Raw genomic sequence first — 13,809 nt, 5'->3', positions numbered from 1 at the left:
GCAGAGAGCTGATTTGCGTAGTGCGTAATGCGTGCGGCGTAAAGCGCCTTACGCTCTACGCCCTACTCTCTACGCCTTGCGCACTACGCTTGATGGATAACCGCTACACTCAAGGGAAATAAGAGCGAATGGTATTCCTAAAGACGCTATACTTTAATATGGTGGGAAAGGGAGATGATAGAAACCGCTTCTCTTATTCTAGGTTATCTCCTGGGGGCGATCATGCCCTCCTACATCCTCGGTAAGGCGCTGCGGGGGATCGATATAAGGGAACACGGCACGGGAAACGCCGGAACGATGAACACCGGCAAGGTTCTGGGCTTTTGGCCGGCCGTTCCCACCGCCATATACGATACGTTGAAAGGTATCCTGGCCGTGTATCTATCGCTTAAGCTGCTTAAGGTTCCGCCTCCATTTGCCTATGCCAGCGGAGTCGCCGCTATAGTCGGGCATATATTTCCATTCTATATGGGGTTCAGGGGAGGGGAGGGGGTTGCCACGTCGGTGGGGTTGATGTTGCATAATTTGGTTTTGCTCTATCGCGATCCGGTTATCCTGAGGAGGGTCTACTTCGATTTCGCCGCCATGCTCCTGCTCGTCCTGACCCTGCTGTGGATATCGCGCAAGGGGGAGGTCATAGGAGTGCTTGTGCTGCCGCTTCTGACTTACTTCCTGATCGTTCATCACGGTCTTAAGAGCTTACCGCTTTTCACGGCGGCGATTGTGCTTTACATACTCTTCAGGGATCTAACCAACCTCATCAGAGAGAGGGAGTTCGCCCTCGAGGGGGAGATCAGAAGCGCTATGAAGATGTGGAGGTTCGTTCTGAGGCCGCTTGCCGTGTTGTTTCTGATATTCTATGCGTTTCTGGGCAAGCCTTTCGCCGTCACGCTGCTCGGCGCCGTTACACTAGCCTTTTTAACCCTGGATCTAGCCAGGCTCGCTCACGATCGGGTTAACATCTTCGTGTTCAAAAACCTTGTCTCCCTTTTCAGGACCGAGGAGAGGAGGCGTTTTTCCTCTATGACCCTCTTCCTGCTTGGGGCATCGATAACCCTTCTCGTCTTCGACAAGCCTATAGCTTTTACGATTATCACCTATTTGATCTTCGGGGATATGTTCGCCAAGTTCTTCGGCTTGAGATACGGACGGAGAAGGTTTTTCCATAAGACGGCGGAGGGATCGGCGGCCTATTTCGCCGGTTGTGTCGTCGCGGGCGCCATCCTGATGAGATATATACCGATCACACCGGCCGATGTATTGCTCAGCTCGGGTGTGGCCTCTTTGGCGGAGGCCGTTCCGACCGGTATAGACGATAATCTGAGCGTTGCTCTCATAGGATCGGCGGCCTTATGGACTTTCAAGAAGGGATCGGCGATTTTCCATTGACACATCCTTCATCCCAATGATATCATCTCCTGGCGCGGGGTTCTGATGCCTTAACTTGAATTTCGATGGATGTTCTGGTATGATATTTCCCGAACCCGCAGGGTCACAGAAGGGTCTTGGTATGATCCTGAAATTATGATCTTCGTCCACCAGGACGGAGTGATCGGAGGAGGGACGAGAATTGATGCATGGAGGAAATCCTAACCGCCTTATCTTACTTGTGCTCTTGGCCGTGATTTTCTTCCTGCCCGCCGTCCTTTACGCGGCTAAGATAGACCTCTCCGAGAAAGCCGTCAACATAAGGGATGAGATCAACCTGGACAACATGAAGAAGGATATAGCCCGTCTCTCAGCGATCCGAACGAGGGTCACAGGCTACGATACCGCCCAAAGCGCCAGTAAATACATATTCGATCGGTTTCAGGAGCTGGGGCTCAAGGATGTCGACAGTCGTTCTTTCACCGTTACCGTTCCTGTGGATCACGGCGATGGCACGCTTGAGGTGTTTGAGAACGGCAAACTGGTGAAAAAGATCAGGATATACACCATCTGGCCGAACCTCGTGAGGCTCTCTTTCGTCCCCGACGGTCTGAAATATACCGTTCAGGAAGGGGAGAGCCTGGATCAACTCGCCCGAGAGTTCGGCGTGCCGATGGACAAGATCATCAACGATCCCCGTAATTCCTTCCTCGCCAAGCAGGCCCATGATGGTCGTGATAACGATGGGGACGGACTCGTGGATGAGAAAGGCGAGGTGGCGGTCGTTCCCGGAGACAAGATCTTCATCCCCACCGGAGGATTGGAAGGCAGGATATTCTACTGCGGCAAGGGAAACCTGAGGGATTTCAACGGCAAGGATATCGGAGGTTTCTGGTATGAGGTCAAGCCGGATGACACGATCTCCAAGGTGGCCCATAAATTCAGAGTCACCACGAGTAGCATAGCGGATGATATTCTGAACGTTCACCTGCAGCGATCGGATGATGGTGTGGATAACGATAAGGACGGCATTATAGACGAAGAGGACGAGATGGCGCTCTTAAGCGATGTGGCGAAGTGGGCGCACGACGGATCGGACAATGACGGAGATGGGATAGTAGATGAGATACCGGGGGATGATAAGGACGGTATAGATAACGACAGGGATGGTCAGGTGGACGAACCGGAGGAGTTCGTGGAAGCATCCGAATCCGCTATATTCATACCTAAAGGCGGCATCGCATTGGTGGATTTCAACAGCAGCACCCGGTGGATAAACGCCGCTATGCTCGGCGCCCAGGCCGTCATCTTCATAGAGCCGGACGTGACGATCAGAGGTGAGGCCGAGACCAAATTCCTGACTGTCCCGGCCAACATCCCTAGGTTCTGGATCTCCAAGGAGGATGCCCAAGATCTGCTCTCCATTCTCGGGTCCGACGGCGGTGCTACGAAGGATATCGAAGGGCGGATAACCGCTACCGTCACATGGGAGAACAAGACCGGACAAAACATCCGCGGGATACTGGAGGGAAGCGATCCGGAGCTGAAGGACGAGCTGGTCGTTATCGAGGCCTATTATGACTCTATGTCCGTCGTCCCGTATCTGGCTCCCGGCGCCGATACGACCTCCGGCATAGCCGCCCTCTTGGAGTTGGCTCGAGTCTTATCCAAGCCCGAATATCGCCCCGGACGATCGGTGATGTTCCTGGCGACTGACGGACATTTCCAGGGATTGGCGGGAATGCGTGCTTTCATGGAAGGTATAAGCAGGGATGTGCCGGGGGATATGGCCCAGATGAGGCGAGATATATATGAGGATCTCAGGCAGTTCCAGGAGCTCGGAAGAAAAATCGCCCTGTCATTGGACAGACGGTTGCTGGTTGACCTGCCTCCCAGCTTCTTCCAAAAGGTGAACGAGCTGACGGATAGTATGGGATCGCTTGCCGCCGCCCTGAGCGACCTCTCCAGCACGCAAAGCGAGATCAACTGGTTGGTCAGAGCGAAACGAAATGAGATAGAGAGGAGAAAGGAGAAAAGGGGAACAACGCGTAAGCGCGAGAAACAGGAGTTTACCCCTGAGGAACAGGCAAGGCTGGAAACATCACTGGCGAAATTCAGAAAGGATGGCATCCAAACGTTACATTTCTTCGAGGACGTCGTCGAAAAGCTGGATCAGTTAAAAACCCAGGCGATATCGGAGTGTCGAAAGACTGAAAGGCAGATCATAGAGGAGATCGCTATACCAATGGCCCAGCTCGATGTGAAGGCCGTTGAGAAGCTGATCGAAGGCGTCAGATCCGGGAAGATCAAACATTATGATAGATATAGCTATCTGTACAGCGAGGATGAGATCCGCAAACTGGGACTGAAGCTGGAGGATTGGGAAGTGAGCAAGATGGTGCGGCAGTACTCATATGAAAAGCTCCTGGATAGACACCTATCGCCGAACGAACTGATCCGGTTAAAAAAGGCCAGAGACACGCTTGCCGGCGCTGAGAAGGGGAAGAATTATGAGGATGAGGAGAGGGAGCTGCTTCAGAAAGCCTATAAGACGGCGAAGGCCTCAAAACCGGAGTCCATCATTCAGAAGGTATCTCGGATAGCCTCTCTGCCGCCCAAAAAGCGGTTCTCCGGCGATGAACTGAGGACGTTGAAGGTTTATCTGAGCAACGAGGACTTCACATCGCTTCTCTCCACCAAAAAGTCGCTCATCAAAGGCGAGGGCTCTGAGGAGAGACTGATAGGTGAGCTTGGAAGGCTGATGAAGATAGCGGAGAGAAATGCCGAGCTGGAGCTCCCCAGGTTGAAGCTGCTGGCCGAAAACGCTACCAGGATAAATCGGGAGTTCACGGATGATGAGAAGAGGGCGCTGGGACATTACCTGAGCCAAAAAGATTATGCCGATCTCATCGCCGCTCACGCCCAGCTGTTTTCCAGATATGAGGAAAACAGATTGCTCGATCTGGTCCGATCCAGGGCCAAAAACGATATCATCGAGCTGCAGAACCTATACAACCAGATAGATTCCATAACCTCCTTCACAAACGATCAAAAGGCGCTCCTGCGCGATAACCTCCTGACGCTGAGGAACTCCAGGATCAGAAACATCCAGAAGAAGGTTGAGGTCCTCTCGAGGATGAACAGGCGGGAGTATGAACGCAAGATCGCCGCCATGCTTCAGGCGATAGAGCTGCAATATACCATGAACCGGTACTACACCTCCCTTTTCATCTCGCTGGATCTCTCCACTCAAACGGATCAGTTCGGTGTGTTCTGTAAGGGGTGGTTCTACGACCAGCAGCCGGAGTTCGTGCTGCGCAGGGAGTTCGCCTCCATAGGAAATAAACTCGCCAATTACGCAAACGACGCCGACTTCGCCGTCAGGGTCAATAAGCTCTGGCAGTTCACAGATGATGAGATACGCCAGGCGGTGCTTTCAAGTCAATGGGGGATCGCCTCCTCATACATCTCGAAGAAGGAGGTCGAGGGCAAGACGCTGGAAACCCTTGTCGAGGACTACTACGACACGCTCATCAGCCTCGGCGGCGTCAGCCGTCTGATGAAGCTGGAGTTCGAGAACATGAAGAACAAAGGAGAACCCTCCGAGAGCATGCTCAAGGATATGGAGTATATCCGTAAGGAGGTCGAGCGGTTCATCCGGAACGACATACGCGCCGCCCGTAGAAGCCGTAAGGCTCAGATGAGGCTTTTTGCGAAACTGGATCAGATGCTCGCCCTGAGAGGGATCAACACTAAGGAGCTGACCGATGACGAGGTCTCCGATATACAGACCCTGCTCGGTATCGTCGGGCTGGGGGGAAGCTCCAACTTCGTCAACGCGATAAGCGCGACGGGAGGCAAAACCTGGCGCACCTATATCCCCGGTAAGATCGCTTTCGACAGCGAGGTGGCAACTCTGGCGGGCAAGACCGGGATTGCGTTCGCCACGATAGATGATGCTAGAGTCCTTTGTGACACTCCTCTGGACACCATCTCCAGGGTTAACTTCGATAATCTGGACGCCCAGGTCAAGACGCTGGCTTCGGTGCTGGTCCAGGCGTTGAAAGACCCTGAGATGCCCACGGCGGCGAGGGTCGGAAACTATTACTGCGTGCTATTCGGAGATGTGGTCGAATTCGATGCCCGTGAGAGCTCCATCCCTGAAAAGCCGGTGCCCTATCCGATACTCGCCATACGACGTAGGCATAAATCGATGATGGGTGTCAGGGGAGACCTCTACACCACCGGCGACCTGAAGGGGGACTTCGAGATCTCCGGATTGGCCATGGAGGGCAGGGCGACATACAGACCCGGCGGCGTTCAGGAGGTGGAGGCTTACAAGCTCGATCCGGATTCGGGCGATATCGTCTACGCCCCCGATCTGGGCTCCTACGGCGCCAAGATCTTCAGCAACAAGGTCAGGATCAACACCCGCCGTAGAGGCTGTCGCGTGGTCGTCTTTCCATGTGTCAGCACCACGATCTATGATCTCGTCGACCCGAGGTATCTCAGGACGCTGCGTGAGATGAGCGTGTATGATGCTGAAACCGACAGCGAGCCGCGCAGATACGGCATGTCCAAACCGTGGTATCAGCAGGGTATCTCGGCAGTCGAGCCGATAGCCCTCGTATACTCGGAGCCGGGACAGAAGATAAAGGTCGGAATGTCCTACGGACTGATGGGCAAACGGCTGCTTCTGATAAAGGCCACGAAGCTGGGAGTTAAAAACCCGACGCTCTACACCGGTGAGGGGTTCATCGTCCGTGAGAACGGCTCGGTCAGGCTCACCCCTTACGTCGTCGTCAGGGATATGTGGATATTGGATGAGAACCGCAATGAGCTTTACAAACGTTACGGGATATCAAGCAACAGATTGGATCTGCTTCATAAAACCGCCTGGGAGTATCTCAAATCGGCGGAGGATCAGCTCAGGTGCAAGAACTACGATCAGGCGCTCAAGCTCGCCCATGCCGCCTGGGGATATGAATCGAGGGCATATCCGGACGTGAAGAGCACCGGTAACGATGTGGTCAAAGGCGTCATGTTCTATCTGGCCATCCTACTGCCGTTCGCCTACTTCCTGGAGCGGCTTCTCTTCGCCTTCCCGAACGTGCATAAACAGGTCGCTACAGCCTTCGGGATATTCATATTGGTCTTTATCCTTTTGGCACAGGTTCATCCGGCCTTCCGGATAACGATCACCCCGCTTATAATCCTCCTGGCCTTCGTCGTGCTGGCGCTTTCGGTGATAGTCATCACCATCATCGTGCGCAAATTCGAGGAACAGCTCGAGATGATGAAGCGGGAGACCTCCAAGGTATATAAGGCCGATGTAGGCAGGCTTTCGGCAAGCGCTGCCGCTTTCTCACTGGGGGTTTCCAACATGCGTAAGCGCAAGGGCAGAACCATCCTCACCTGCGCAACGCTGGTTATCCTCACCTTCACCGTTATATCCTTCACCTCGGTCAAGACCTTCATCAGACCGAACAGAACCCATCTGCCATCTCTGACACCGCCCTATACGGGTGTGTTGATCAGGGATCAGTACTGGCGAGCGCTTGAGGAGCCGGTCCTGACCAGCATCATGAATGATCTCAGGGAGACCACGATCACGACCAGAAGCGGAAAGACCTATCGGGTGCATAACATCATCGCCCCCAGGGCCTGGTATCGGTCGTCCGGACTCGGAAACCAGTCCTTCATTCAGCTCACGAGGGTCGATACCGAGGAGGAGAAGACCTACACGGCGAACATGCTCGTCGGCATGAGCCCCGATGAGCCGGGCGTCACACGGATCGACAGATATCTCCGTTACGGAAGGTGGTTCAAGCCCGGAGAGACTTACGTATGCGTGCTGCCAAGCGGTGTGGCAAGTTATCTTGGGATTGGGGCCAATGATGTTGGGAAGGCGAAGGTGAGAATCTATGGAGCTGATTTTACCGTCGTGGGCGTGCTCGGACTTGGGTTCAAGGACATGAAGGATCTGGACGGCGAGGAGTTGACGCCGGTCGACTATCAGATCATGGAGCAGCAGAGGGCGCGCGGACTTCAGGGCCAGCAGGCTTCCGAGGGAGAGCTTCAGAAATACATTCACCTGCCGCCAGACAGCGTCGCCATCCTGCCGTTCAGCGTCGTGATGAATCAAGGAGGTACTCTCCAATCGGTAGCTATCAGGATGGGCGGGGTACCCGGAGATCCGCCGGACCTGAATCCGATAGAGAAGCTTGACGCCATCATGGGCCCGTTGATGAGTCGTATCGCCCTCGATTTCTTCGTCGGCCGTGGCAGAGAGACATACCTGTATAGCTCCATAGGTATGACATCGTTCTCAGGCATGTCCAACCTGTTCGTCCCGATATTGATCGCCGCCCTGATAGTTCTCAACACGATGTTGGGAGCCGTTTATGAGAGGGTCAGGGAGATCGGGATCTACAGCTCCGTCGGGTTGGCGCCAACCCACATAGCCTTCCTGTTCATGGCCGAATCGGTGGTCTACGCCATCATCGGGGCCGTTCTGGGGTATCTGTTGGGCCAGGCGACGGCATGGGCCTTGGTTAAGTGGAATCTGCTCGTGGGGCTGACGTTGAATTACTCCTCCACGTCAACGGTCGTAGCGACCATAATCGTCATGGCCGTGGTCTTGGGTTCCACGATATATCCGTCGGTGAAGGCCTCCAGAATGGCCGTTCCCGACATAGAGAGAAAATGGAAGCTTCCCGAGCCTGAGGGGGATGAATGGCATTTCGATCTGCCGTTCACCGTTCTGGCCGAGGAGGCTTTGGGATTGAACATCTTCATGCGAGACTACTTCGAGGCACACGCCGATGAGTCCGCGAGCGACTTTTATACCGATCAGGTCACCTTTGCCAGAAGGAAGCTGGAGGACGGGCAGGAGGAGTATGTTATCAGCATGATGGTCTGGCTCGCCCCGTACGATCTTGGCGTCAGCCAGACGATAGATCTTCAAACCACCCCATCGGGCGGTGAAGAGAGGGATATCTATAAGATCTTCCTGCATGTGCACCGCGAAAGCGGCGAGGTGGCCTCGTGGAAGAGGGTCAACAGGAGATTTCTCAACCTGCTGCGCAAGCAACTGCTGATCTGGAGGACACTGGGAGTGGAGGTGAGAGCCGAATTCCACGAGCGCGGCAGGCGGGAAACCCTGGAGGGTCTCGTGCCTCAACTGCAACCCGCGGACGACGATTAATCCGGCGGCGAGGGGAAACTCCCCTCGTCACCGAATCTCTTCGAGGAGGAAAAATGGGAAAGGTGCTGGATAAAATCGCCTATCTCTTTATCTCCGTCGGATCGATCGGCTGGATCTTCTCGATCCTCGTCTATAAGGGAGATATAAGGTATCAACTGGTGTCTATCCTCATAATAGGTTTGGGGATATTCTGTGCTCATTTCTGGGAGGAGATATTCTACAAAAAGTGATCAGGGGGTAGAGGGTTGGCCAGAAGGAAGAGAATAACCCAAGCAGAGGAATGGCAGGCATGGGCCAAGAGATATGATATAGATGGAGGTGTAAGGACGTTCGAGTCGGGCCTAAGCGTCAAGGTTATCTTAGGCGCCCTTTTCGTGGGCCTTTTGATGATGCCCGGCTCGATCTACATGCAGCTCGTCTCAGGTCAGTCCGGAGCGGGCGCCGCCCCATGGGTCGCCGTCATACTCTTTACGGAACTGGCCAGGAGATCCTTCACAACCGTCAGACGCCAAGAACTCTATATACTTCTGGGATTGGCCGGAGCTGCCGTCGGAGCAGGTGGACGATATACCGGATACATATGGGAGGCCTATTTCATACAGACACCCCAGGCAGAGGCGTTCGAGATAGCGGACAAAATACCGAGATGGGTTGTGCCCCCTAGAGACTCGATCGCCATAGCCCAACGAAGCCTATTGCATCCCGATTGGGCCTTGCCCATAACGATCATGTTGGTCAGACTCGCCCTGTCTCAGCTCAGGTGGATCGGCGGGCCGTATGTGCTCTTCAGGTTGACGGCCGATCTCGAAAGACTCCCCTTCCCGATGGCTCCTGTTGCCGCGCAGGGCGCCACAGCCCTGGCTGAGACGACCGGTAAGAGAGAAACCTGGAGATGGAGGGTCTTCAGCATCGGCGCGATGGCGGGCCTCTTCTGGGGAGCCCTATACATCGGCGTCCCATCGATCACAGGCGTTATGATGTCCAAACCGATACAGATCCTGCCTATCCCCTTCATAGATTTCACCACGAGCATTGAGGGGTTCGCACCGACGGGCGTGTTCGCGCTGGTCACGAATTTCGGGGCGATGCTCTCGGGATTCGTTATGCCCTTTCCGGTCATAATCTCCCAGTTCGTAGCGGCTTTGTTCACCCAGTTCATCCTCAACCCACAGATCCTCTACAGGTTCGAAATACTCCATAGCTGGCATCCCGGCCTGGATGTCCGTGCCACGGGTCTGCAGAACTGGCTTGACTTCTGGTTCAGCTTCGGATTGGGCAAGAGCTTCAGCTTTGCCTTCATCGGGCTGGCCGTGGCGTTGCCGATGCTGCTTAAATATCAGGAGGCCAGAAGGAAGGAGGTGGGCGAGAGGGGATCGTTGCGCACCCCGCCAGGGAGAGGCGATTTCCCCATATGGATAGCCGGTGGGATGTGGCTCGCAGGGATGATCGGCTACGTGTATCTGGTCCATTGGATGGTGCCCAACTTCCCGCTTCTCTTCCTCTTGGGATTTGCCTTCGTCTATACGCCCATTAACTCCTATATCACAGCTAGAACCTTCGGGATCTTAAGCAGAGACCTGTTCGAGATCCCCTTCATCAGAGAGGCCACGATCATATTGAGCCGATATGAGGACATAGATATCTGGTTCGCCCCGTTCCCGATGGAGGATTACGGACGAGGAACACAGCACTGGCGGGTGCTGGAGCTCACAGGCACGACCTTCACCAGCAACATCGCTGCCAACCTCATCACGCTGCCCATACTTCTCATATCCGGCATACTGGTGTGGCACTTCATCTGGAAGCTGGCGCCGATACCTTCCTCGCAGTATCCCTTTGTCCAAACCTGGTGGCCGATAAACGCCACGAGAAGGTGTCTCTGGATCACAGCCCTGAGGGACGGACAGAGCCAGATGTTACAGGCGATCAGAGGGACATATGTCGCCGCCGGGTTCGGCTCCTCACTGGCCCTCTATGGATTGATGTGGATGATGAAAATGCCGAGCATGTGGTTTTACGGGCTGATAGGCGGTATAGGCGCGGATCCGGGCTCGATGATACCTCTGCTTCTAGGAGCCGTCGTGGGCAGAGTTTACATGATCAAGAGGTTCGGCCTGAAACGGTGGTATATGTTCAACCCCGTCCTTGCAGCGGGATTCTCCTGCGGAACAGGACTAACCGCCATGGCGATAGTCTCCCTCGCCCTCGTATCGAAATCGGTTATCGTTAAACCGTTCTAGTAGGGGCATAAAATCTTAGCCTAAGGGCATAAAATCTTATGCCCCTACTTTTCCAGGGGTGATAGGCCTTATGGAGGAAAGATGGCGCGTGCTCGGATGGCAAGGCATCCGAGCACGTATACCATCCGATTGGGAGATAGGCGCTATATCGGGAGATCATAAGAGCGGATACTTGAGGTTGGATGACCACGTGATGCCCCGATTGGAGTTGAAGTGGGCATCGCATAGGAGGAAACCGGATCTAAATGCTCTGTTGGATGAATACTTCAAGGGTCTCAGGAAAGAGTATGGGAAAAAGGGAGCGCAGATCAGGATCAAACGGGGTATAAGTTTGGTCAAAGACACATCAGGTTTTCAGAACAAGGATTTGATCTTCTTCAGTTGGAAATCAACCAGGGTAAGAGCATTCGGCATGATCTGGTTCTGCGTGGATTGCCGTAGGACGCTTATCGCCCAGATGAACGGATTCTCCGGCGAGAACATCCGTAGCAGGGCGATCGATATATTCACCTCCATCGAGGATCATCCCACCGGCCCTTCTAACCTCTGGACCGCCTATGGCCTGGAAGTCGAGGTGCCGCGGAGATATAGGTTGGAGAAGCATAAGATGATGTCGGCCTATCTGCTTTTATCCTTTGCCGACGGCAGCAGGAGGATAGCCATCGAGCGATACGGCCTTGCCGATACCCTGCTCAGATCGATCTCGCTGGAGGAGTGGTTCCGAAGGACATATGCCAAGGATATGAAGGGATACGGCTTCCAGATATATCCTGTCTCCGCCGACGGGATACACGAGGAGATATCGCTGGAAGGATACAAACTCAGGTTCATCGATAGGATACCTCTCTCCATCCTAGGGGTTTTGGATCTGATCGTCAGGCGAAGGCGGATGTCGGCGAGGATTTGGAGATGCAGGGAATCTAACCGCATATTCGTCGTCAGATCCGTAGCCAAAGTCGATACATCCAAAATCGTCCAGGACATCGCCTCGAGCATAAGATGTCATGAAGGATAAGATGAATAGAAATTCAGCCGAGGGGATGAGATGGCTTGAGCAGGGGATGAGAGATCTGGAGGATGCCAGGATCTTAGCCGAGGCGGGTTCCTATGCCAGCGCTTGTTTTCACTGCCAACAAGCTGCCGAGAAGGCTCTGAAAGGTTTCCTTTACTCCAAGGGTTTGAGGGCGATACTGACGCATTCGGTAACCAGGTTGATGGAGGAATGTTCTAAATTTGAAAATTTCCCCTGCCTCCTCGAGGAGGCGAGGGAGTTAGATAGGCATTATATCGGCTCAAGGTATCCGAATTTTTATCCCGAGGGACCGGCATATAAGTACTACACCGGGGAGATGGCGGAAAGATGTATAGGATATGCAACGTCGATATTGGAAGAAGTGGAGAAATTTTTGAAAGGATAGAAAAATACAAGGGGGAAGTGGTTAAGGAGTTGAATCCGGAGGAGATAATCCTTTTCGGCTCCTTTGCGAGAGGGGATTTCAATGAGGGCAGTGATGTAGATATCCTGGTGATCGCCGATTGGAAAGAGTGCTTCCTCGATAGGATAGGAATTCTTCTCAGACTTAACACCGTTCATCTTCCCCTTGAACCTATAGGCTACACCCGAGAGGAGCTTGAGAGGATGAAAACCGAAGGAAACCCTTTCATCACGAGGGTGTTGGAGGAGGGGAAGGTTATCTTTAAACGTTGAAAGGCTCCTGAAGATGCTTGACAGCAGTTTCCTAATCCTGTTATAATGCCTCGTAGGCAAGGACGGGGAAGACAAAATGAGGAAGTTGCTTTATGCCCTTAGATTGAAGAAGCGCCCTGGGCTCAAGGTTTCCAGGGAGGAGGTATTGAGGGCGATCCCGCTGAGGAATACGGCCATAAAATGGGAGATGGATGAAAAAGGCGAGGTCTCCCTCGTCGTGCCTCAAAAGGATAAGCTTTGGGTCAAAATCGTATCCAGGATCTTCATGATCCCTCCGAAGCGGGTGGTCGTGCTCGATGAGGTGGGCTCCTTCGTGTGGAGCCTATGCGACGGTAAGAACAAAGTGGAGGATATCGTTAAAAGTTTATGCAAAAGATATAACCTTACCCGAAAAGAGGCAGAGGCATCGCTTCTGGCCTTTTTCAGACAACTGGGTAAACGCGGTTTTCTGGGATTTGCCGTGGACAGGAAGTCAACGGAAAGGAGAGAGTCAAGATGAAAGATGGAAATGGGAAGGTGATAAAACTCAGACAGCTTCCCGAGGAAAACGCCGTCCGCGTGAGAAACGTGGTGAAGAAATATCAGATGGGAAAGGTAATCGTGGAGGCGTTGCGCGGGATAAATATGGAGGTCAAACGGGGCGAATACGTCTCGATCATGGGTCCTTCCGGATCGGGGAAAACGACGCTGTTCAATATGATCGGCGGTCTGGATAAGCCCACAGAAGGCAGGGTCTACATCGATGAGGTCGATATCGCCCAGCTCGACGCATATGAGCTAGCGTGGCTGAGATGTAGAAAGATCGGCTATATCTTCCAGACCTTCAACCTGATCCCCGTTATGACCGCCCTGGAAAACGTCACCCTACCTATGATCTTCGCCGGAAAGACCCCCGATGAGAGCATACAGAAAGGGATAGAGCTGCTGACGCTTGTCGGGTTGGGCGATAGAATTCAGCATAAGCCCAGGGAGCTCTCCGGAGGACAGCAGCAGAGGGTTGCCATAGCAAGGGCCTTAGCTAACGATCCCGCCCTGATACTGGCCGATGAGCCCACGGGAAACCTGGACACCCACACCGGATTGGAGATCATCTATCTGCTCAAGCAGATGAATGAGGAGAAAGGCGTTACCGTCATAACGGCCACACACGACACGAAAATGCTCGATGTGTCCGATAGGATCTTCCATATCCAGGATGGGAAGATCGCCAAGATTGAGACCAGGGCTGAGATCAAATTGCGTGTCGGAATGCTTGATGGGCAGGAGGTCGGTTGATAACCGGAAGC

The 13,809-nt window shown here is 53.7% G+C and carries 9 protein-coding genes; all 9 read left to right on the top strand.

Annotated features, from left to right (window positions below; translation table 11 throughout):
• The first annotated feature begins 174 nt into the window (after window positions 1–174).
• Entirely contained in the window at window positions 175–1,389 is a 1,215-nt protein-coding gene (locus J7M22_04620; GenBank protein MCD6505893.1) for a glycerol-3-phosphate acyltransferase, read from the top strand.
• Window positions 1,390–1,573: 184 nt separating this feature from the next.
• Complete coding sequence (locus J7M22_04615) at window positions 1,574–8,575, top strand: M28 family peptidase (GenBank protein ID MCD6505892.1); 7,002 nt, start codon at window positions 1,574–1,576, stop codon at window positions 8,573–8,575.
• Window positions 8,576–8,628: 53 nt separating this feature from the next.
• On the top strand, window positions 8,629–8,805 hold the full coding sequence (locus J7M22_04610; GenBank protein ID MCD6505891.1) for a hypothetical protein: 177 nt from the start codon (window positions 8,629–8,631) through the stop codon (window positions 8,803–8,805).
• A gap of 15 nt (window positions 8,806–8,820) precedes the next feature.
• On the top strand, window positions 8,821–10,815 hold the full coding sequence (locus J7M22_04605) for a hypothetical protein (GenBank protein MCD6505890.1): 1,995 nt from the start codon (window positions 8,821–8,823) through the stop codon (window positions 10,813–10,815).
• A gap of 70 nt (window positions 10,816–10,885) precedes the next feature.
• Window positions 10,886–11,830, top strand: coding sequence for a hypothetical protein (locus J7M22_04600; GenBank protein MCD6505889.1), 945 nt, complete (start codon window positions 10,886–10,888; stop codon window positions 11,828–11,830).
• Window position 11,831: 1 nt separating this feature from the next.
• Entirely contained in the window at window positions 11,832–12,233 is a 402-nt protein-coding gene (locus J7M22_04595; GenBank protein ID MCD6505888.1) for a HEPN domain-containing protein, read from the top strand.
• A 17-nt stretch (window positions 12,234–12,250) separates the two neighbouring features.
• On the top strand, window positions 12,251–12,523 hold the full coding sequence (locus tag J7M22_04590; GenBank protein MCD6505887.1) for a nucleotidyltransferase domain-containing protein: 273 nt from the start codon (window positions 12,251–12,253) through the stop codon (window positions 12,521–12,523).
• Between the two features lie 76 nt (window positions 12,524–12,599).
• Window positions 12,600–13,022, top strand: coding sequence for a PqqD family protein (locus tag J7M22_04585; GenBank protein ID MCD6505886.1), 423 nt, complete (start codon window positions 12,600–12,602; stop codon window positions 13,020–13,022).
• Window positions 13,019–13,798 (top strand): ABC transporter ATP-binding protein, encoded by a 780-nt coding sequence (locus J7M22_04580; GenBank protein ID MCD6505885.1) that lies wholly within the window; start codon window positions 13,019–13,021, stop codon window positions 13,796–13,798. The genes J7M22_04585 and J7M22_04580 overlap by 4 nt, the downstream gene beginning before the upstream one ends.
• Window positions 13,799–13,809 lie beyond the last annotated feature (11 nt).

The sequence above is a fragment of the Candidatus Poribacteria bacterium genome, assembly GCA_021162805.1.
In the GTDB taxonomy this organism is placed as follows: Bacteria; Poribacteria; WGA-4E; order B28-G17; family B28-G17; genus JAGGXZ01.
This window is presented reverse-complemented; position numbering and strand designations above follow the sequence as displayed.